The 20,434-nt window shown below is 60.1% G+C and carries 15 protein-coding genes and 1 tRNA gene; 5 read left to right on the forward strand and 11 right to left on the reverse strand.

What is annotated here, in order from left to right:
- The first annotated feature begins 2 nt into the window (after nucleotides 1-2).
- A complete protein-coding gene (locus tag AC3RLQ_RS20735; protein ID WP_493030540.1) occupies nucleotides 3-464 on the forward strand; it encodes a PH domain-containing protein in 462 nt (153 codons plus the stop codon).
- A 9-nt stretch (nucleotides 465-473) separates the two neighbouring features.
- Here the strand turns inward: AC3RLQ_RS20735 and AC3RLQ_RS20740 are convergent, their stop codons facing one another.
- Nucleotides 474-1,394: a LysR substrate-binding domain-containing protein gene (locus tag AC3RLQ_RS20740; RefSeq protein ID WP_493030541.1), complete on the reverse strand. Its 921-nt coding sequence runs from the start codon at nucleotides 1,392-1,394 to the stop codon at nucleotides 474-476.
- Between the two features lie 103 nt (nucleotides 1,395-1,497).
- On the opposite strand from AC3RLQ_RS20740, the gene AC3RLQ_RS20745 reads away from it, so the two are divergent.
- Both AC3RLQ_RS20745 and AC3RLQ_RS20750 read left to right on the forward strand, forming a co-directional pair.
- Nucleotides 1,498-2,628, forward strand: coding sequence for an HlyD family secretion protein (locus AC3RLQ_RS20745; RefSeq protein WP_493030542.1), 1,131 nt, complete (start codon nucleotides 1,498-1,500; stop codon nucleotides 2,626-2,628).
- Between the two features lie 39 nt (nucleotides 2,629-2,667).
- Nucleotides 2,668-4,266, forward strand: coding sequence for a DHA2 family efflux MFS transporter permease subunit (locus AC3RLQ_RS20750; RefSeq protein WP_493030543.1), 1,599 nt, complete (start codon nucleotides 2,668-2,670; stop codon nucleotides 4,264-4,266).
- Nucleotides 4,267-4,274: 8 nt separating this feature from the next.
- On the opposite strand, the gene AC3RLQ_RS20755 is transcribed toward AC3RLQ_RS20750, so the two are convergent.
- The 6 genes from AC3RLQ_RS20755 to AC3RLQ_RS20780 all read right to left on the reverse strand — a co-directional run bounded on the left by AC3RLQ_RS20755 (nucleotide 4,275) and on the right by AC3RLQ_RS20780 (nucleotide 13,142).
- Entirely contained in the window at nucleotides 4,275-6,761 is a 2,487-nt protein-coding gene (locus tag AC3RLQ_RS20755; RefSeq protein ID WP_493030544.1) for an exopolysaccharide transport family protein, read from the reverse strand.
- Nucleotides 6,762-6,770: 9 nt separating this feature from the next.
- Complete coding sequence (locus AC3RLQ_RS20760) at nucleotides 6,771-7,997, reverse strand: GNAT family N-acetyltransferase (RefSeq protein ID WP_493030545.1); 1,227 nt, start codon at nucleotides 7,995-7,997, stop codon at nucleotides 6,771-6,773.
- Between the two features lie 8 nt (nucleotides 7,998-8,005).
- Entirely contained in the window at nucleotides 8,006-9,757 is a 1,752-nt protein-coding gene (locus tag AC3RLQ_RS20765; protein ID WP_493030546.1) for a DUF4091 domain-containing protein, read from the reverse strand.
- On the reverse strand, nucleotides 9,754-11,010 hold the full coding sequence (locus tag AC3RLQ_RS20770) for a glycosyltransferase (protein ID WP_493030547.1): 1,257 nt from the start codon (nucleotides 11,008-11,010) through the stop codon (nucleotides 9,754-9,756). The genes AC3RLQ_RS20765 and AC3RLQ_RS20770 overlap by 4 nt, the downstream gene beginning before the upstream one ends.
- Nucleotides 11,007-12,074 carry a polysaccharide deacetylase family protein gene (locus AC3RLQ_RS20775; protein WP_493030548.1) on the reverse strand — a complete coding sequence of 356 codons (1,068 nt, stop codon included), beginning with the start codon at nucleotides 12,072-12,074 and terminating at the stop codon, nucleotides 11,007-11,009. Before AC3RLQ_RS20775 ends, AC3RLQ_RS20770 begins: the two co-directional genes overlap by 4 nt.
- Nucleotides 12,075-12,323: 249 nt before the next feature.
- Nucleotides 12,324-13,142 carry a 3-keto-disaccharide hydrolase gene (locus tag AC3RLQ_RS20780; protein WP_493030549.1) on the reverse strand — a complete coding sequence of 273 codons (819 nt, stop codon included), beginning with the start codon at nucleotides 13,140-13,142 and terminating at the stop codon, nucleotides 12,324-12,326.
- A 113-nt stretch (nucleotides 13,143-13,255) separates the two neighbouring features.
- Between AC3RLQ_RS20780 and AC3RLQ_RS20785 the strand changes: the two genes are divergently transcribed.
- Both AC3RLQ_RS20785 and AC3RLQ_RS20790 read left to right on the forward strand, forming a co-directional pair.
- Nucleotides 13,256-13,332: transfer RNA gene (locus AC3RLQ_RS20785), tRNA-Met, on the forward strand.
- Nucleotides 13,333-13,495: 163 nt separating this feature from the next.
- Nucleotides 13,496-14,107, forward strand: coding sequence for a hypothetical protein (locus tag AC3RLQ_RS20790; RefSeq protein ID WP_493030550.1), 612 nt, complete (start codon nucleotides 13,496-13,498; stop codon nucleotides 14,105-14,107).
- Nucleotides 14,108-14,132: 25 nt separating this feature from the next.
- On the opposite strand, the gene AC3RLQ_RS20795 is transcribed toward AC3RLQ_RS20790, so the two are convergent.
- Genes AC3RLQ_RS20795 through AC3RLQ_RS20810 form a run of 4 tightly spaced genes read right to left on the reverse strand, consistent with a single transcriptional unit; the run spans nucleotide 14,133 to nucleotide 20,431 of the window.
- Nucleotides 14,133-16,022, reverse strand: coding sequence for an alpha/beta fold hydrolase (locus tag AC3RLQ_RS20795; protein WP_493030551.1), 1,890 nt, complete (start codon nucleotides 16,020-16,022; stop codon nucleotides 14,133-14,135).
- A complete protein-coding gene (locus AC3RLQ_RS20800; RefSeq protein ID WP_493030552.1) occupies nucleotides 16,012-18,516 on the reverse strand; it encodes a glycoside hydrolase family 2 protein in 2,505 nt (834 codons plus the stop codon). Before AC3RLQ_RS20800 ends, AC3RLQ_RS20795 begins: the two co-directional genes overlap by 11 nt.
- Before the next feature lie 5 nt (nucleotides 18,517-18,521).
- The gene (locus AC3RLQ_RS20805) at nucleotides 18,522-19,499 is read right to left on the reverse strand and encodes a DUF1839 family protein (RefSeq protein ID WP_493030553.1); all 978 of its coding nucleotides are present in this window, start codon (nucleotides 19,497-19,499) and stop codon (nucleotides 18,522-18,524) included.
- Entirely contained in the window at nucleotides 19,496-20,431 is a 936-nt protein-coding gene (locus AC3RLQ_RS20810; RefSeq protein ID WP_493030555.1) for an amino acid--[acyl-carrier-protein] ligase, read from the reverse strand. Before AC3RLQ_RS20810 ends, AC3RLQ_RS20805 begins: the two co-directional genes overlap by 4 nt.
- Nucleotides 20,432-20,434: the final 3 nt, after the last annotated feature.

Below are 20,434 nucleotides of genomic sequence, written 5' to 3' on the forward strand. Positions count from 1 at the left end.
GCATGGACACCACCACCGTCTTCCCCATGATTCCTGCCGCGAGTAAATCGCTGTGGTTCTTTGCCATCATCAGCCTCATCCTCGTCGGTGCCCTGTTGCTGATGGTCTGGCTGGCGTGGTCCATGCAGCATGTGCGCTTCACGGTCTCAAAGGATGGCCTGCGACTTCAAGGCGATCTCTATGGTCGAACGGTCCCGCTCAAGTCGCTCAAACTCGACGAGGCGGTCGTCACCAACCTGAGCACCGACAAAGAGCACCAGCCGAAATGGCGCACGATGGGAACAGCGCTGCCAGGCTACGCCGCTGGATGGTTCAAACTCCGCAATGGGGAGAAAGCGCTGCTCTTTGTCACGGACAAGACGCGCGTTGCGCGCATTCCGACCACGGAGGGCTACAGTGTCATGCTCAGTGTGAGCGAGCCCGCAGCGCTTATTGACGCCTTAAAGCAGCAGCGCGCGCCCTAGAGGCTCCGTTCACCGCCCGGCCACCTGAGTCTCCACCTTTTTGGCCTCCTCTTCCACGATGCCCAGAAACGTGTCCCGCAGGCCCGAAGGGAAATGCTCATCGTAAACGGCGCAGAGGTTGTAATGCAGCCCCTTGTCGCTCACCAGCAGCCCTGCGCAGCCGGGGGTGCCGGTGCGTTCGGCGATCTTGGGAATCAAGGCGACGCCTTCACCGGCCGCGACCATGCTGACCAGGTTCTCCGCATTCGAGGCCGCACTGCCAAACTGCGGCATGAAACCGGTGCTGCGGCAAATCTCCCGCGTCCAGACCCGCTGCGCATCGCTGCCATACATGAGGATGTGCAGGAAAGTCTCATCCTCCAGATCACGCAGGCGCACCGCCCCTCGCTTCGCCAGGGGGTGATGTTCTGAGACCAGCACAATCAGCGGACTGCGGAGAATATTCCGCACCGCCAGTCGTTTGCCCGCCGAGAGCTTCGCGAAGATCTCCGGCACAAAACCGATGTGCATGCGTCCGGCAAAGATTTGCGTGAGCTGGTCTGAAGGCCCCGTCTCCGTCACACTGATCCGTGCCTTTGGCAGGGCGGCATGCAGCCGGGTGAGGCACGCAGGCAGAAAACTGATCGTCAGCGAACCCATGGAGCCGACACGGAGTTCGCCCGTGGTGCCTGCCGCAGCCTCTTTCGCCCGCGCCACCGCCTTTTCCGCACGTGCGAGAACCGCACGCGCCTCCTTCAGGAACACCGCGCCTGCATCCGTCAGCGCCACGCGGTTCCGGTTTCGCTCCAGCAGTTCAAGACCCAGCTCCTCTTCCAGATCGCGGATCTGCGTGCTCAGCGAAGGCTGCGCCAACCGCAGTCGTGTGGCCGCACGGCTGAAGCTCAGGGCTTCCGCAACGGCCACGAAGTAGCGCAAATGACGCAATTCCATTCAACACCTTATAGCTTTTAGCTATAACGCGCAAAGGAAACAAGTCATGTCCGGCAGGCCCGCAGCCATGGATGATGGGGTCGAAACTAAACCAGAGAAAGCAATGAGCACCCTCGCACTCGACCCAAAAACACTCGCCCCGGAAATCGAATTCGATGATCCTCCCTCACGCACCCAGCCTGCCGCCCCAAGAAGGGCGCTGAGCACCCGCACCCGGCTTCTCCTCGTCGGCATTCCGGCGCTGGCTCTTGCAGCCACCGCACTCAGTTTCTGGCTCGCCTATGCGGCCAAGTTTGAGGAAACAGATGACGCCTTCATCGAGGCGGATGTGCACCCCGTCAGCAGCCGCATCATCGGCGACGTGCTCGAAGTCTTGGTGGAGGACAACCAGATCGTCGCCAAAGGCCAGCCGCTCGCGAAGCTCGACCCGCGCGACTACGAAATGAAGCTCGCCTTCGCCAGGACAACGCTGGAACAAGTCGCCGCACAGATCCCTCAGGCGGAAGCAGCGCTGGCGAAGGCGCATGCCTCCAGCCGCGAGACTGCTGCGAAGGTGGCGGTGGCGGCAGCACAGCTTGAAAAGGCCCGGCTCGACTTTGACCGTGCGGAAAAACTCTTCACCAACGAAGGCCGGGCCATCTCCCGTCAGGACCTCGACAGCGCGAAGGCCGCCTTTGATTCCGCCATGGCCAACCACAGCGCCGCAGTGGCCTCCCAGGAGGCAGCAACGGCAGGCGTTCGCGCTGCGGAGGCGGACCTGATCGTCGCCAAAGCAGGGCGAGATCATGCGCAGACGGTCGTGGATGATGCCCAGTTGCAGCTCTCCTACACCATCCTGCGTGCGCCGGATGCCGGACGCATCGGCAAGCGCACACTCCAAACCGGCCAGCATGTGCAGCCCGGTCAGGCGCTGCTCGCCGTGGTGTCTCAGGACAACTGGGTCGTCGCCAACTTCAAGGAGAACCAGCTTGCCCAGATGCGCGCAGGTCAGCCGGTGGAGGTGAAAATTGACGCCATCCACGGTCAAAGCTTCCACGGCCATGTGGACAGTTTTTCTCCCGGCACCGGCGCCAAGTTCACCCTGCTGCCCCCCGACAACGCCACAGGCAACTTCACCAAGATCGTCCAGCGCCTGCCGGTGAAAATCCTGCTCGATGCTTCCGACTCCAATGCCTTCGCCAGCCAGCTCTCTCCCGGCCTCTCGGTCATCGCCACCGTGCGCTTGAAACCTTGAGCCAGTTTTGTCCCGCACCCACTTCAACCTCCCACCGCCATGACCCGCAGCCTCACACTCTCCGCTCCGCTGGCTGAACCCGTGCCGGCTTCCCGCGAAAGCCTTCGCAACTGGATCGCCGTGCTCGGTGCCCTGCTCGGAGCCTTCATGGCGGTGCTGGACATTCAGATTTCCAACTCCTCGCTGCAAAACATCACCGGCGGCATCGGAGCCACTCTCGATGAAGGTTCCTGGGTGTCCCTTTCCTACCTGGTGCCGGAGATTGTCGTCATTCCCCTCTGCGGCTGGCTGGCCCAGGTCTTCGGCATGCGGCGCTACCTCATCTGGAACAGCGTGCTGTTCCTGGTCTTCTCCATCTGCTGCGGTTTTGCCTGGGATCTTTCCAGCATGATCGTCTTCCGCGCTCTGCAGGGATTCACCGGTGGTGCGCTCATCCCCATGGCATCCACCATGGTCCTGCTCAAACTGCCAGCGTCCAAACAGCCTGTCGGCTTCGCTCTCTTCGGCCTCAGCGCCATGTTTGCCCCGGCCATCGGCCCCACGGTTGGCGGCTGGATCACGGAAAACTATTCCTGGCCATGGATCTTCTACATCAATCTGGTGCCGGGCATCATCCTCGTGTCTGCCATCGCCTACGGCCTCGATGCCACGCCGATGCGCCTCTCCATGCTGAAGAAAGGCGACTGGACCGGCATCGTCTTCATGGCGCTTGGCCTGGGCTCTCTCACGGTCTTTCTGGAGGAAGGCACCCGCGAAGACTGGTTTGGCTCCGAGTTCATCTCCTGGCTCGCCATCATCGCCGCCATCGCGCTGCCGGTGTTCGTGCTCATCGAACTCCTGCGCAAAAAGACCGCGCCCGTCGTCAATCTCCGTCTCTTTGCCCGCCGGAATTTTCTGCTCGGCAGTCTGGTGAACCTGGTGCTGGGCCTCTGCCTCTACGGCTTCATGTACCTGCTGCCCGTCTACTTGGCACAGATTCAGGGCTACAACGCCATGGAGATCGGCGCCACCATGATGTGGGTGGGCCTGCCACAGCTCATCATCATGCCCTTCATGCCCCTGTTCATGAAGTGGTTCGACAAGCGCGCCATCGTCGCCCTGGGTCTTGGTCTGTTCGGCCTCAGCGCCATGTTGATGAGCGGCATGACCGCCGACACCGCGCATGATCAACTGGTGCTGCCGCAGATCGTCCGTGCCATTGGCCTCACCTTCATCATTGTTCCGCTTTCTCTCATCACCACCGGCGGCATTGAGTCTCAAAATGCCTCCAGCGCCTCCGGCCTCTTCAACATGCTGCGCAATCTCGGCGGCTCCGTCGGCATCGCTCTGCTCTCCGCGCTCCTCACGCAGCGCGAGCACTTCCATTCGCACCACCTCGGCGAGGCCGTCAGCCTCTACAATCCCCTCACTCGCGACCGCCTGGCCGCGATCGCCCAAAATCTCATGGCTCAGGGCATCGATGCCGTCGGTGCTCAGGATCGCGCTCTGCATCTGCTGGATGCCACCCTGCGCAAACAAGCCTTCGTCCTCGCCTACAATGACTGCTTCCACGTCGCCGGCCTGCTGCTGTTCGCCATGATCCCGCTCATCTTCCTGTGCGCGAAGACCTCTGGCTCAAGCGCGGCAGGTGCGCATTGAAGGCCCCATTACCCGCCGTTCACCACCATGCCACGCAGAGCGCTCGATGACATCATCGGCTGCAGCAACGCCAGACCGGCACGCAGCTGAGCGGGGGTGGTTTTGGCAGGGTTGTTGACGATGAGCACATCGGTCGCGAGCGGGGCCAGCGGCGCGACGTTGGCAAAGCTTTTCAGCAGCGGGGAGGCATCGAGAATGATCCAGTCCACTTCCGTTTTCGCGCGCTCGATCCAGCTGCGGTAACCGTCGAGCAGTTCGTTGGTGGCGTGCGCGGGCAGGTCGCAGCCGGGCAGCAGGAAAAGATTGCTGTGGCCGTAGCGAAGGGCCTCCAGGTTGCTGGCATAGGCGCCGTAGCCCTGCACTGCTCGCGGGAACCACTGGTGCAGCGTGGGGGAGGACGGATTGCACTCCATCATGAACACACGGCGGCCCTGATGGCAGAAGGCGGCGGCCAATGCGGCGGACACCAGCGTTTTGCCATCTCCGTTGCCCGCACTCGTGATGAGAATCACCCCGGCAGTGCCGCTGCGGTTCATGGCTTGTTGTTCCAGCGTGCTGGTGAGCTGATGCAGCGCACTGGAAGCACCGATGGGTTCTGGTTTCAGCAGTTCCGAAAGCATGGCCTCCGGGCTGGATCCATGCACATAGGGAAGACGGGCCAGAATGGTGGTTTCACCATTGGCAGGCTTGATCACCGGCATCTGGCGCGATTGCGGCGGCTGCGGCTGTGGCGGAGGCGCTGCAGGACGATTCATTACAGGCGATGGACGCTCCGTAGCAGGCAAGGCTGGCGCCGCAGGGCTGGCAATGGTGAAGGGAGAAGCACGCGGCGGTGCCTGGGCATGCTGAGCTGGATAGCCATAGCCATACGCTGTGTGCTGCGTTTGATCCTGCATCACGGGCTTTTCGACTTTGGGGCTGAAAAGCTTCTTCACATGATCGTCAAAAATTCCCCAGCCCACTGGCAGGCCGATCAAGGTCAGACCAAACAGTATCACGGCAGCCAGGGCGGCGATGGGCTTGCTCGGTTTCACAGGTTTTTCCGGCACCGTTGCCACATCCGCCACACGCAGCAGACCGCTGTCACGGAACTGGCCCGTGAGTGCTGCCTGACTGCGGCGCATCTCGATTTTCTCATAGAGATCGCGGTCCATTCGCACCTGATCACGCAGCAGGCTCTGCTGCACGTTCTTGCCATTGACGTCCAGCGCCACGCCGCGTGCTTCTTCGAGCTGGCGGCGGTAGTCGGCCAGCTGGCGCTCCTGGGACTCCACCTCGGCCTCGATCATTCCACCAACGGAGCTGATCGCGCGAGCCAGCGACCCCCGCAGCGCTTCGATTTCATTCGTCAGGCCGATCATGCGTGGGTGTTTGCGGCCGCAGGTGGCCTCCAGAGGCGCGCGTTCGGCGATCTTGGCATCAAGCTGCTTGCGGATGAAATTCACATCCGGGTTGTCTGCAAACAACCGAAGTTCGGTCAGGTCACGCCCGGCCTTCTGTGCAGCCACAAGATCATTGAGATCACTTTTCGCCTTGGTGAGCTTCAGGTCAGCCTCCGTGATCGCGACGTTAAGCTGGCGCACCTTGTCGTTGGAAACATCCTTGGAATCGACGTCTTCCATGATCCCCTGGCTTTTGCGGTATTCCGCGAGCTTCTGCTCCGATTCGCGCAGTCGCTTCAGCAACTCCGCTGATTTGGTTTCAAGGAAGGTGGAGGCGTTCGCGCTGAGCTGGCCTTCCTCCTCGGCCACGTAGCGGGTGTACTCTTCCGTGTAATGGTTGGCGAGATCGGCGGCGGTCTGCGGATCACGGTCGCGAATCTGCACCCGCAGCACGTGCGATTCCTTGAGCGGCTCCACCCGTGCATTGCTGATCATCAGGTTGATGAACCGTTCACGCGGATCACCCGGCTTGCCCGGCTTGTACAGTCCCAGCAGTTTCATCAGCTCATCCTTGCGGCTGAGAGAGTTCGCCTCACGCTCCAGAAACGCATCACGCTCCTTTGCCGGAAAGTGGTCGAACAAATAACTCAGATAGCGCCGGGACAGCAGCTCCGCACGGTGGTTGTTGATCAACTGCACAGCACTCAGTTCTCCGGGACCGCGTGAGACCGCGCCATCAATGTCAACGGGACTGGCATCCTGAATGCGCAGCAGCAGCTGCGACTCCGCCTCGTAGATCTTCACCCCCATGCCGAGGTAATAAAATGCGAATGCCCCAAGCATGAGACCCAGCACGGCAGCCCGCAGCCAGCGCTTGCGGATGTAGCCGATGACATCCACGAGACTGATGAGCGACTGAACCTCAAAATCCTGCGGATTGATCGGCGGCAGGAAGGCACGCGGGTCAAACACCGGCGACATGCCCGGATGCGCCGGCATGGTCATGGACGGAGCCATTGGCACCAGTCCACGCGCTGGCGGGAGGGCAAGCATCGCTCCAAAGCCGTCCGGTGGGGCGGCGTTTGAGGGCTGGATGCTGTAGGAAATGGCCATATAAGTGTATTAAACAGCTGGAGGGAGAACAGGTTCATTCCCCTCCTGAGAATCGTTGGGACTGATCGCCCCTGAAGAATTGGACCGTGGCAGCCAGCGGCGCACGGTGCGCAGAGCACGAAAGGCGGTGGCGCGCCAGCTTGTCGGATTGAAACCTTCGAGATCGAGCAGCCAGCGTGTACCGTCACACCACTGGCGTTTGTAGTCGTAGTCGCCGGGCAGCATGTCATACACCTGCAGGCCGCGCTGGATGCAGCAGTCAACAGCCCAGCGGATCACCAGCTTCCCAGGGGAAATCTTCGCCAGGGACCGATCCCAGCCCGACTGATACTGAAAAAACTGCTCACGCTCAACGAAACCGTACAGCGCGGCCACCAGTTTGCCGTCGGCCTCGAGCAAGGGCATCCATGCGCGCTGCTGCGGCAGCCAGCGAGCCGCCAGGCGCTGGTGAAAACGCCAGGACGCTTCCGTGGTGAAGCTGCTGATTCCCTCCGCCCACTGCATGGCATGCAGCACTCGAAATTCCTTCATCGTTTCGTCTATGGTCATGCGCTCACCGACTTGCGTGGCGATGCCTGCATGCTCTGCCGTAAACGCCCTGCGACCACGGCGCAGTAAATTGCGCCATTTGGAGCTGTGGCGTGACTCGTAGTCTTCCCAGGACGCAGGCAGGTTGATAAACCGGGTGATCTGGCGGTTCAGCACTCCGGCATGGCTGAAAGCCTCCTCCAGCACCGCGAGGAGATGGGGCCTGTTGGGAGATTCTTCGAGAAGATGATTGAGCCGGACATTGTCACATTCAGGCCGCAGGATCTTGAACACGCGGCAGAGCTGAGGCGTCAGTTCATCCTCACGGCCGGCGGGCACGATGAGGTCCAGCCGCTCGCCATGCGCATCTCCAAACCCGGCCAGAAAGGTCAGGGTCACGAGATGTTTGCGCACCGCATCCGATTCAGAGGCGAACATCAGCGGCGCAATGGCCTGCGGAATACCTTCGGCATCACGCAGCACACCAATGACCAGCCGTGCCTCTTGACGGCATTCTTCCCACCACAGGCTCATCCAGTCCCAGCGAACGAACGGCGAACGCGTGGCCATTTGATCGACCAGTGTGTCCCAAAACGGCTGCAGCGCATGGAAACCCGCTTCGTCGCGCACGATCTCGAGCGTGAGCACGCCACGACGCGGAGCTGGGATGGAAGGGGCCGAAGCGCGGCGCGGTTTGGGACGAAACATTGTCGTTGTCACTTGGCACCTCCTGCTGGCACTACGGCTGTTTGTTTGTGTTGCTGCGCGGATTCAATCAGCGCACCCAGTTGCTGGCGCGCCTTCAGCAGTACGCCGGAATTGTCATCCCAGTCGCCAAAACCACGCGCAAAACCGTTCGTCAAACGACGTGCCTCATCTTCGAGGCCCAAATGACGTGCCAGCATCAGGTAATCGTAGTCTTCCACCGTCTCACGCAGCCACTTCAGGCGCATGGACGCCACCGGGGCATTGCGGCCCTGACGTTTTTCCGTGGCAGGGTAGATGTAGGAGCCGTCGCCATTGTAGGTCGCACCATCGGGTGTTTTGAAAGTGCCGGCATCCTGCCAGACATCCACGCCTTCAGCGGCAAAGATGGTGTCCCAGTAATCAAAGCCCGTGATGCCGTGCTTTGGAAACAGCCAGCCGACGATGCGATGAGCCATGGGCGGATAATCAATCGCCCAAACGGGTGGAAAGCTGCTGGTGAGCTGCTTGGGCCTGCCGTGCTGCTGTTCCCAGGCCACTGGCATCTGCACGAGCGCTGCATACGCCCAGATTTCATCCCCTGCCTGCCGGCGCAGGGCGATGTCATGCTTGCCTCCGGCCCATTCCATGTCCTTCCACACTTCGCTGAAATGCGGCACCCAGATGTCCACCGCACCGGCCAGTGAACCCCATGCGGCTTTTTCGGCTGTCGGCTGCTCGGTGACGTGCAGCGGCACACGCACGCCGTGCTTTTTTTCCACCTCGTTGAAGAACTCGCCCCAGCGGCGCACCGTGGCATAAGCGGCCTCGTTGTTCGGCTCATCAAGATCTCCCATGATGACGTAGCCACGAGATTCACAGTGGATTTTGGCCAGCAGCTTCATCCACTGCGCGACATAGCTCATCGCCGCAGCGCGATCTTCGCCCAAGGGATCTTTGAACGGCCACTGCGGCCAGATCGGCAGGCCGATGCTGTTGCAATGGCGGTGCAGCAGGTGCTTTCTCAGCGCCCGTTCCACCTTGTCTTCATCCAGCTTGCCGGTGCTGGCGTCAGGATAGCTGCCGTAGATTTGATCCACGCTGAGCCGATGTTCGGCGAGCAGGTCGTAATAGGCATTGAGCAGACCCGCGTGCGCCAGCAAAGGTGCATTGTCATGATACTCCAGTCCATGCACCTGGGCGACGTGACGCACCGTGGTCATGATCGAGGTGCGCAGCATGGGCACCACGGGCAGGTCAAAATCCCACACGTTGAGCGTGTAGCTGGCGAGGGCTTTCATGCCATCGGCAAACTCGAACCGCACTTCCCCGGTGTATGCCCCCGGTGCAGCCGTGTAAGGCACAAAGACATCCACCCAGTAAGGCTGGTTCACCACCTCAGTACCGCTGAGCTCCTGCGCAGGCATGTCCAGCGGCACCAGTGCATCCGGATAATCGCCCGGCGGCAGCGGTGCCATCGGTGTGGACTTGGAGACCCGCACATAGTGCTCACGCAGCACCTTCGGGGCTGGCAGCAAGACGCCAGAATCATTCTTGGCGATCCCCGTGGCGATCACCTGAATCGTTTTAAGCTGCTCGGGCGTGGCGGTAACGATGATCTGCAACGGCTCCCATTCTCCGCGCGCTGCGTACAGGGTGTTCGTGGCTGCCGTCGGCGCGGCGCCGTCACGGGAAATGCGGGTCATGCCATCGCAAAACGACACTTTCACCGGCTGGGCAGCCGCGCAGGTGGTCAGTGCCAGGAGCAGCAGAAGCGCTTTCATGACTTCACCTCCACGAGCTCTGCATAGGTTTCCGCATACTGCCGTGCAGCATGGGCGATGGTCAATTTCTCCAGCACCCGCTGGCGCGATTTCCGGGCGATTTCTTCACGCGCTGCCGCTCCAAGCTGCAACGCCTGTTCCCAGGCTCTCGCCAAGGCAGAATGATCCTGCATTGGCACGACCTGTCCGACACCTTCAAGCAATCGTCCGCAATCACCCACATCCGTGGTGACACACGGCACACCGCAGGACATCGCCTCAATGATGGTCATCGGACACGCTTCGGTGCGTGAGGAAAGCGAGAACACGCTCAGCGCAGGGTACAAACGCCACGGGTCGGCACGGAAAGAATCAAAACGCACCTGCTGGCGCTGCGGCAGCATGGCCAGCAGCTCACGCTCCACCTCGCCCAGTTCCACTTCCACTCCGCCGCAAAAGACAAAGTGTGCTTCTGGCACCCGGGTCTGTAGCAGGGCCGCTGCGCGCAGGAAGGTCGCCAGATCCTTCATCTCATGAAAGCGCCCGACGAATCCGATCACTGGTGCTGTAGGCGGCAGTTTCAGTTCGGCACGCGTGTCCAGTCCGGCATCCGTGTCTGGCACAAAGCGCTCAGCGCTGATGCCATTGGGAATCCAGCGCATTTTGGCGCGCGGATAGCCGATGGCGGCGTGGTCTTCGATGGCGGTGGCAGAGCAGGAAATGATGCGTTGCGGAATAAAACGCGAGCTGCAGGCCAGCGCACGGCGGAAGAGCGCCATCTTGCCGTCACTGTCGCCGGGGTTGCGGTGGATTTCGCGGCAATGGATGCTCCAGACAATGTGGCGCACTCCAGCCACCCGCGCAGCCCAGCCGCCCACGAGATCGGCGTGATGCGTCCACGTTTGCACGATGTCAGGACGCTCCGCACGCAGCACAGCGTGCAGTCTCGCGAGTGTTCGCGCATTGAGATAGGTGGTGCTCTCAAGGTCATGCACATTCACCCCTGCCTCATGCAACCGCTTCAGCTGATGTGGCCAAGGCTTGGCATTGATGGCCACGACGACGGTTCGGAACTGCGCCGGATCGAGCGATTCGGCCAGATTCATCAGCATCGCCTCCGCGCCACCACCCCCGATGCTGTAGGCAAAATGCAGCACCACCGGGCGCCGGTCGATGGCGGGCGCAGGCAGGGTTTGCGCAGCCGCGAAAGCACGCATCGGCTGCTGGATGGGCAGCTGGAGCGTGTTACTCGTGGCAAGCGTGATCGTCCTCATATCATCGACATCGCTTTCAGGCAGCTCTGCCGCCAGTCTTTGAGTGTTTCAAAAGCACCAGAAACCGTGGCTTTCGCCTCCAGCACGGATTCAGGAGAGCCGTAGCGTGGCAGCTGGTGCATCGAGACAGTGTCATGAACGCGGCCGCTGATCGTCGTACAGGCTGCTTTGAACCCCGCTTCACGCACAAGCATGAGTGTTTCGCGGGTAAAATCGTCCGGCCCGCCGTTGGGATAGGCAAAAGCAATGGGCAGTTCACCGAGCTCGGCGTGAATGCGATCACGGCATGTGGCGATTTCCGCACGCATGGCCATGACGTCACAACGTGCCAGAATGGGATGCGTGTGCGTATGACCGCCGATGTCCACATGGCCGCTGAGAGACATTTCACACGCCATCTCCCACGTCATCGGGCGCATGGCTTTGGGTAGATCGTCAAATGCGGGCGCTTTGACCTCCAGCGCCTCCTCCAAACGATCCACCTCGCCCAGCAAATCTGCGTCCGGCAGCTCCTTGAGTTCAGGCAGCAGCTGCCTGAGTGACTGCTGACGCAGCTCGTATGTGCCGAGGTAAAGGCGCAGTTTTTTACCGTTAATCCTCCAGTCGAGCAGCTCCTTCTGCGTTCGACCGAGGGCGAGATCAACGCGCTGAAACCAAAACATTTCCACCCGATCGAGGAAGCCCGTGGCGACGAAGATGGTGGCATGCAGCCCGAACTCCCGCAAAATAGGGAACGCCAGTTCGTAGTTGGATGCATACCCGTCATCGAAGGTGATGACGACTGAGTTGTCAGGCAGGCCGGATCCCTGGCTGCGAGCTTCAACGAGATCGGCCAAAGAAATCACGCGGTACTCTTTGGCCAGCATGGAGCAGATGCTGCGAAAAGCATCAACATCCAGATGCAGGGACCAGTCGAGGATGCCTCGATCTTCAGTATTTTCACTGAGACCATGAAACGTTAAAATCGTGGCCTCGGAGGAACGCCGTGTACGCGAAAACGATGCCAGCCCGCTCCCGACAAGGGCGGCGGCTTTGATAGAGCGCGAGTAGAGGGCGAGCGGCATAATCAAAGGGTTAATGAAAAGCTTAGGCCCTCAGCCGGAGATGGCTGACAGGCATGACGGTTATAGAAATTTGGCAATCGTAACAATCACACACATTTTAGGTGGCGATTTATTAACTTCAATGAAATTATCATAAATACTGTATTAATCTTACGCTTTCCTTACTTTTGACTATCATAGTCTAAACACAACAAGGCCGGAGGGGTTTCCTCCGGCCTTGAGAGTTTAAAAAAGACGCTTTCTTCAGCCTCAGAGCGGCCTGATCCAAATGTTCCGAATGCGTACTGGCGGCTCGTTTTTGTGGTCTTGGATGCGGATCGGTGCTTTTGCGGGGAACTCACCCGTGTAGTCCGTGATGTTCTTGTGCTTTGTCGGTCCCATGATCTTCGTGTGGTTCTGCACACAGATGCCATTCACGAAGGTCGTGATGTAGGCTGGCTCCACCACTTTGCCGCCTTCCAGCTTGGGCGCGGTGAAGACGATGTCATAGACCTGCCACTGGCCGGCAGGACGCACGGCGTTCACCAGCGGCGGCGTCTGGCCATACACACCGCCCGTCATGCCATCGGCATAGGTGGGGTTGTTGTCGCAGTCCAGCATCTGGGATTCGTAGCGGTCCATGAAAAACACGCCGGCATTGCCTTTTTTCTGGGAATTGCCCTTCGTGTTGGGTTCGCTCATCCACTCCAGATGGAGCTGGCAGCTGGCGAACTCCTGCTTCGTCCAGCAGTCGCCACCGGAGATCATCATCACTCCGCTGTCGGTTGTCCAAGGGCAGGGAATGATCTTGCCGGTTTCCTTGCCCTTCGCGTCCTTTTCCTTCGCTTGCAGCGAGTCGGCATTGATCACAATCGCATCTGCAGGTGGGTCGCCTGGCTTTTCTCCAGGAGCCACGGCATCAGGACGTGGACGGTCGATGTCGTGAACCTTCCACTGAGTGCCTGGAATGACCGGAGTGTCCGAATAGCCGATGGGTGAAGGTTTTTCTGGAACGGCAGGTTTGGAGTCGGCAGCCAGGGCCGGAAAACTCGCCAGTGCGAGCAGGAGGATTGTAGCAGTGTATTTCATGCGGGGAAGCAGCTAACGAGAAGCCGCAGGCGATATTGCAGGTCAAGATGTGAAGTATTGCAAATACAGGTTGCCAATCCTTCGATACAGCCGATTCTAGTCCCTCATCAAATCGCGGGATGGAGCAGCCCGGTAGCTCGTCAGGCTCATAACCTGAAGGTCGTAGGTTCAAATCCTACTCCCGCAACCAATTTCAAAGCCCTGTAAACCGTTGGTTTACAGGGCTTTTTAGTGTCCTTTTCCCATTTCATAGGAAAAAACGGTCGGTGACTTGCCTAAAATCGTAGGGTGTACTATGAATGTGTGGGGCCGGTTGAGCCGGCGGTGAAGTTTACTAACCCTCCACATTTCCCGTGATCCGCCTGTTCCATTCCGTTGCTCTCCTGAGCGTGACCCTCATTGGCCTCACTTCTTGTGCAGGACCGAAGAAGGCTTTGTCCAAAAGTTCCCCGTCTGCTGCAGCAGGGGTGAATCAACAGGCGGCCTTGTCCGAAGGTGCGCCACCTGCCGTGACGGGCGCAGCGCCTGCTGCGGGAGAAACCCCACCTGCTGGGGGAGAAACTCCACCTGTTGCCGGAGGAGATCCGCCGCCAGATCCCAACGCCGCGCGTGACGCTTTTTGGAATCTCGCCATGCAACGCTACAAACCACCTGCATCGGGGGGCCAGCCTGCACTTGCCGAACTTCCGGAACCGAGCACGCCCAGCACGGTCACTGCGGTGACACCCGCGCCCACGGTTTCGACAACACCATCCGCGTCAAAGCCCGCAGTGAGCGCGGCGCCCGCGCAAGATCTGAATCCGGCGGACATTCCCTTTGCCACCTGGGCTCCCGGGAAGCGTGGCGTGGTGAAAAGCCCCTTCGATCCCAGCGGACGGCTGATTGATGTTCGCGATTTCAACGCGGGTCAGATGTCGCAATGCCCCTATACCGGAAAGATCTTCCGCGTTCCGCCTTTGAAATGAAGATCTGGCAACAGATCCGGCCGAGTCACGCCGTCAGCGAAGCTGCCAGCAGTTTGCAATCCTTATCCGGTGCCCGCCTCTCCATCCTCCCGGAACCAAAGCGATGATGCAGGTAATCCGTGAGTGACTGATAAAAAGTCTGGCGCGCCTGAGCGGTGGAGAAAGTGTGGTCCGCCTGGTGGATGAAGCGGCACTGCAGCCGGCCCTGCTTCATCAGCAGCGTGGCTTTGCGACGCGCCTGATACATCAGAAGAAAGTACCCCGGATCGTTGTCGGAAACAAACATGGCCAGCTTGCGCTCCGCAGCAGCGATACGGCTCAAATCTCCTGGAAGATCCTTGCGCGCCGGATGGGCGCAGCCGCTCTGCGCCGCGGACTTTCCTTTCTGCGCAGCACGACTGCCAGCAGTTAGAAAACGTGGCTTCACATGGCCTGCAAAACGTTTAAGCGAGCCGGCAAATCCCATGCGCGTCCTGCCGGTGAGCAGCATCTTCCATTGGCTCCATTTGAAGATCGCATTCCAATATTCACGCCAGGCCACCAGCTGGTCGGTGTTCGTGTCATTGATGGTCATGCCCTCCTTCCAGAAAAAGACGAGGGGATTGATGAGAATGCTCTCGATGATGGCAGGATGGGGCAGTTGGGCCGCCGATTGAAAGGCCACATAGGCGCCCGAGCAGAGGCCCAGCAAAACAATCGGGCGGCCAGGCTGCCGCGCATGCAGGTAGTCGCACACCAGACTCACGTCGCGGAAGGCAGTCGCCGCGTAGGTGTCGTTTTCCTTCTCAGGATCAGCGGCCACGCTGTCGCCGATGCCGTTGATGTCGAGCCGCAGGCAGGGATAACCGAGCGCTGCAAGCTGCCGCGCCATGGCCACATGAATGCGCCCTGGACCGATCCGGTACGCCGCCCCGGCATTGAGCATCACGATCCACGGCAGTGACGTCGGGCGCTCCACCGGCTCCGTCATGATGCCAAACAAATCAGGCGTGCTGCTGATCTGATGAATGGTCTCGCGCACCGCGTCAGGACCACTCGTCAGCATCGTCGTTGCACCTGGAGCTGATACAGTGTCTCCGGCTCTTACGACAGGCTGTGCTTTGGCCTTCATCCAATCCGCAATACTTCGCAGCGCTTCATGCGGCACCTGGGTGTCATGAGGTTCCGCCATCATCCCTTCATAGCCAGACGATGCCACGGACTCCACGGACACGCCCTGCTTCGTCAGATGTTCCAACAACGCCAAATCACCCGCCGCATTTGCACTGGATGCGATCAACACCTGCTGGCAGCGCACCGAATGGGCGAGCAGATCGATCTGCGCGAGTTCGCCAGCCAGCTCATTTGGATAGACAAAGCCCATGGCTTCAATTCCAGCCGATTCATTGCCTGCGGCCAGCTGCGCAGTCTGGCTCAAGGCGGTGAGTTCGCGCACATAGCGCCGTCCTTTCACAATGGGAGCCCACAGCACCAGGCTCTCCACCTCGTGTTGCTCGGCATAAAGCGCCGCAAGCGACGCTCCCAGACGCAGTCCCACGAGGCTGATCTTCAGGCAGCCCCCTTCACGACGCATCCAAGCCACGGCATCGCTCACGTTGGCCTGCCACGTGGCCAGATGCTGCGGATCGTTTTCTGTGCCATCGGAGTCACCGGTCCCATAATAGTCGAACCGCATCACCGCAAAACCTTGCGCCGCCAGCTTTTCCGCGAGGTGTCGCAGCGCACGATGTGAATGAACCTGCTCGTGCCCGAGGGGCGGACAGAGCAACACCCCATGTTCAGCCACAGCGCCTGCAGGTCGGTGCAGCCACGCAAACAACGACCTGCCACCACTCTCAAAGTAGAACGCGCTCCGCACGGTCTGATCAACACACGAAGCGTCTTCAGGCGCGTGCGACTGTGGCTCAGCTGTCATGATGGGTTGGGTGGGATGCACGGCTCGGCTCCACCGAAATTTCGCCCGCCACATTCAGGGCCTCAACATAAACTTCAAGCGCCCCGCTCTTCCCAGAAGTCGGCGTGAAGGACACCGTCTTGGTCCGGCCCGGGGCCAGATGAAAGTAATTGTCGTCAGGAAGAAAACCCTTGGCCGACAATCGCACACTTTGCAGAAACCGGTCGCTCTTGAGCCTGAGCTGGTAGCGCCCATCACCCAGGGCTTCCGCCTTGGCCCCCAGCGCCTCGGCCGACAACGGCTGCGCCACCGGATCACGTGCACGAGTGAGATGAAACGCCTCGCTGATGACCTCACGCCCGGCGCTGAACCAGGTCGCGATCACCACATGATGCGACTGCGGCCCGAAACGGTAAGCATAGTTCACGTCAAAAAACGAACCGAGAATTTCATCCACACTGCGCAACTCCAACGAACGCCCAGCTACCGTCACCTCGATCTCGTGGCGTGCGACGACCACATTCGGCTCGCGCAGCAACTGCACCTCGACAAAGCCCTCGACCAACCCGGCCGTTTCGTTGCTCAGATGCAGATGCAAACCATCGAGGCCTTCGTCCGTGATGCTTAACTGCCGTGTCTGCCATGCGCGCTTGAGCTGATAGTAAGCTGCCTTCGGGGTGCCCGTGCTGTCCACGATGCCCCAGCCCGCCGCTGGCCACAGATCCTTGTAAAACCACACCAGCGCACCGGCGTTGCGACTGTGCCCGCTGCGCCATTCCGCGAATGTTCGCGCCATCATCTCGCCCGAAGCCACGCGGCTTAGTTCCAGATAACGAGGCATGTCGAATGAGCGCAATGTCACAGGATCGACATTGAAAAGCTCCCGCAGGTAGTGATCACGCACATCTTCAAAATCCCATCCGGCTCCCGTGTCACGCGGCACACGCTGCTTCCAGCGCGGGTGGTGCATCACCGGCATCAGGCCGCCCATGATTTCATCAATCGCCTCAGGCTCCGGGATGTTCGCAAAACCCAGGCACTCGCTGGTAAACTTCACATCCGCCTGCCGCAGCTCACGCAAGGAGCGCAGATAAGCACCGATGCCATAATAATGAGTCACGCCGGTGCGAGTGTGAAAAGGCAGCGCACCGCCGCTCGGCGATGAAGGCACATACACCGTGCCGGGATGATGCTGGCTGCATAGCGCCGGCAGCTGCTCGCCAAACCAGCGGTTGCGCCAAAGCTCACGCGCCATGCCCAGCATCGCCGCCTGCTGTTCTATCTCACTGTTGCCGCAGTAAACCGCCACACAGGGGTGCTGCGCGAGGCGGCTCAGCTGCTGCGTGGCCTCAATCGTGATGTTTTCTGCAAACGCCGCGTCTTCCACGGGATAGTCCATGTTGGCAAACATGAAGTCCTGCCAGACAAGGATGCCCAGCTCATCGCAAAGGCGGTAGAGTGCATCACTCTCATAGGCCATCGTGCCGCCAATGCGCAGCATGTTCATGCCCGCATCACGCGCGAGCATGAGATCATGCCGCAGCGACTCTTCGGTGCCGCCCAGCGTAAAAATATCGTTCGTCGTCCAGCACGCACCCCGGCAGTACACGCGCTCTCCATTCACATGAACCGCAAACCCGGGATCATTGCAGACCTCGATGCTGCGGAAGCCCGTTTGCTCCAGCGGAAACTCATGCGGACCCGCACTCGTCTCGATGATCACCTTGCCGCTGTACAGCGCCGGCACGCCATGCGTATGCGGCCACCACAGTTCCGGATGTTGAATGCGCAGCTCACCGCGCAAAACATCACCCTCACACAAAAGCTCGGCAGAATACTCTCCGATGTTTAACCGCGCAGAAACGATCTTCATCGACGTCTCCACCCGCGCACGAAAACTGACGACGCCTTCATCTCCCACCAGCAGAGCCGTCTTTTGGATGTCCGTCAGCAGCACAGGCGCACACTCCAGTCTCACCGCACGCCACGGCCCCACAGCAGGCACCGGCGGTGACCAGCCAGGAATGCGCCCCAGCAGGCTCGTCCGCTGCCAGCGCAACTGCTGGTTGTTTACGAGGTTCGTTTTCCAACGCGGACGCGAACGTTTCTTCTTCAAGTCCGCCGTGAGCGAACGAAAGCGGATCATGAGCTCATTCTCATCGCGCAAAACACGCGCAACATCCACGCGATGGCTGCGGAACATGTTGTCGGAGTTTAGAATGAGTTCGCCGTTGAGCCATACGTCAGCGAGCGATGCCAGCCCGTCGAAGCACAGGGCACAGGACTCTTCTGCAGTTCGCGCCGCCACAGTAAATGTTGTTCGATACCACCAGTCCTGCGCATCCACTTCCGGCGGATTTTGATGATTCCACTGACCACGTGCGCGCAAAGCCGAAGCCACTGTGCCCGGCACCTGGGCGGCGAACCAATCTCCCTGCACCGCTGCGGGTTCAGCACTCGCTCCGGGAGCCTGCGCACAGCATGTCCACGGCGCAAAGTGAACAGGGTCCTTCATGGTGATTACGCGGGAAACGCGTCCTTCAGTTGCTGCATTGCCTGGGTCCAGTGCTCCGCCATTTGATCGACAGGCGTGAAATCAATCGCCTTCTTTCGCGCCATCGCACGCGCCAGCTGGAACTGCAGCGTCTTCGCCCCAGTGGACAGCCGGAGGATCGAGTCAATCGCGCCATCCAGCCCGCCCACGCCCTGGCTCTGCAACCACTTCAGATAGGTGCCGGCCAGTTCATAGCAGGAGCCAAACTGACGCAGCGTGGCAAAGGAGTATTGGTGAAAGGTGGCGATCGGTTCGTTGATCAGCCACTGCATGTCAGCCTCAAATCGGGCACGAAACTTCACAAAGGGATTCACTTCCGGCAGGCGCTGCAGCTGTCGCTTCAACAGACCCAGCGATGCATTCAACAGTTCCTCGCCTTGCAGCGGCAGCTTGGCGGTGTTCTTCACGATCTCGCAGTAGGGCGGCAGAATCGCAGGATTCTTTTCCCCACGGAGATGAAACACATGCGCGAAATCATCCCCATGCAGATGGTAGTAGCCTTGCGCGTGGAAGTAGCCCAGGCGCTGCTGCTCCATGTCGATTTCAGCGATGGCCACTGTCGTTTTCACATGCTCCAGCTGGTAGGCGCTGCCAGCCGTGTCGGGCAGATAAAATGAATCCAGCTCAATGAGCAGGGGTCGTCCAAGCGACAACTGTTCCTCAATGTGCGCCGTCAGCGGCCGGTAAATGGCGAGCTCTTGCACATCCAGCGCGTACAGATCGTACAAATCCGTCAGCTGATATTTGAAAAAGGTCCACTGGTCGCCCTCAAAGTCGATGCCCAGTGTGAACGGCAGGGCCGCTATCGGCTCCAGTCCACGGGCATGCAGGACTTCGATCCACACATCGACGTAGCAGTTCGTCTCCGCCCACTCGCGCTCCTGCGTGTGCAGGCGATGGCGCGTGTAAGTTTGTGGATCAAGTGGTGGAAACGGCCGGCTCATAGTTCCAGGGCGTTTTTCACTTCATACGGCCAGCGGTCGGGATCAAACCCGTGATGCTTGAACAAGGCCAGCGTGATGCGCTCCATCCCAAATCCAATGCATGCCGAATGCGCCGCCTCACCGTTCGGCAGCTTGATGTCGAAGGCTTTGCCGAAGTAATCCATGTGGCAGTTGGTCGAGGCAATGGCCGTCGGCTTCTCTTCCGAAGCCACGGCAAATGTGAACTCATGCTTCAAGTCCTGCTCCTTTTGCGATGCCGCCATCACCCGGCCTCCACGTCCGAAGAAGGGATCGTTGGCGACCACGATCTCCACGCCGAGTCCGACCTCCTCCAGAATGTCCCGGCCCAGCTCGATCCATTGCTTGCGATGCTCCAGCGCCTGCTCAGCGGTGCCAATGCGGACGAATTCGCGCTGGCGGAAAATCTGCAGGCGGCACGGGTCGATCGACGGCTCATGCCGGAACACCTGCGAGAACAAATCCACCGTCCTGCCCTCACTCGTCAGCGTGCCTGTCGCCGTAGGATACAAAGGATAGCAGCATGCGGGCGTCAGCATCAGTGCGCTTGGCGTCAGGTCCTGGGTCCATTCCTCGCCGCTCTCGCGCTTGGTCAGCATTCCCATATGTTCGCGATCACGCCCCATGAAGCTGTGCACGGAACCCATCAAGTCCGGGAAGTTCTCGATGTGGCTCGTCTTCAAATAATGCTCACGGCTCAGCACTCCGGGCAGGCGCATGATGTCCGCCTGGAAGTGCGCTGCGCGTCGTGTGACCAGGCGGTCAAAGCTCTGCAGCACGCCTTCAAACACACCGTTGTAGCCATAGACGCCACGCACGCCAAGCGGCACGAGAAGCCCGGCCTCAGTGACCTGGTCGAGAAACGCCTGATAGGCCTCGGTGATGGGGAGAGTTGCGGTCGAGGTGCACGTCATAAA

It is taken from the genome of Prosthecobacter sp. GW821-HT29F12 (genome assembly GCF_058803405.1).

Coding starts and splice junctions, on each gene's coding strand:
- AC3RLQ_RS20735 (WP_493030540.1), top strand. CDS start 3: ATGGACACCACCACCGTCTTCCCCATGATTCCTGCCGCGAGTAAATCG.
- AC3RLQ_RS20750 (WP_493030543.1), top strand. CDS start 2,668: ATGACCCGCAGCCTCACACTCTCCGCTCCGCTGGCTGAACCCGTGCCG.
- AC3RLQ_RS20755 (WP_493030544.1), bottom strand. CDS start 6,761: ATGGCCATTTCCTACAGCATCCAGCCCTCAAACGCCGCCCCACCGGAC.
- AC3RLQ_RS20810 (WP_493030555.1), bottom strand. CDS start 20,431: ATGACGTGCACCTCGACCGCAACTCTCCCCATCACCGAGGCCTATCAG.
- AC3RLQ_RS20740 (WP_493030541.1), bottom strand. CDS start 1,394: ATGGAATTGCGTCATTTGCGCTACTTCGTGGCCGTTGCGGAAGCCCTG.
- AC3RLQ_RS20765 (WP_493030546.1), bottom strand. CDS start 9,757: ATGAAAGCGCTTCTGCTGCTCCTGGCACTGACCACCTGCGCGGCTGCC.
- AC3RLQ_RS20780 (WP_493030549.1), bottom strand. CDS start 13,142: ATGAAATACACTGCTACAATCCTCCTGCTCGCACTGGCGAGTTTTCCG.
- AC3RLQ_RS20800 (WP_493030552.1), bottom strand. CDS start 18,516: ATGAAGGACCCTGTTCACTTTGCGCCGTGGACATGCTGTGCGCAGGCT.
- AC3RLQ_RS20795 (WP_493030551.1), bottom strand. CDS start 16,022: ATGACAGCTGAGCCACAGTCGCACGCGCCTGAAGACGCTTCGTGTGTT.
- AC3RLQ_RS20745 (WP_493030542.1), top strand. CDS start 1,498: ATGAGCACCCTCGCACTCGACCCAAAAACACTCGCCCCGGAAATCGAA.
- AC3RLQ_RS20775 (WP_493030548.1), bottom strand. CDS start 12,074: ATGCCGCTCGCCCTCTACTCGCGCTCTATCAAAGCCGCCGCCCTTGTC.
- AC3RLQ_RS20760 (WP_493030545.1), bottom strand. CDS start 7,997: ATGTTTCGTCCCAAACCGCGCCGCGCTTCGGCCCCTTCCATCCCAGCT.
- AC3RLQ_RS20805 (WP_493030553.1), bottom strand. CDS start 19,499: ATGAGCCGGCCGTTTCCACCACTTGATCCACAAACTTACACGCGCCAT.
- AC3RLQ_RS20770 (WP_493030547.1), bottom strand. CDS start 11,010: ATGAGGACGATCACGCTTGCCACGAGTAACACGCTCCAGCTGCCCATC.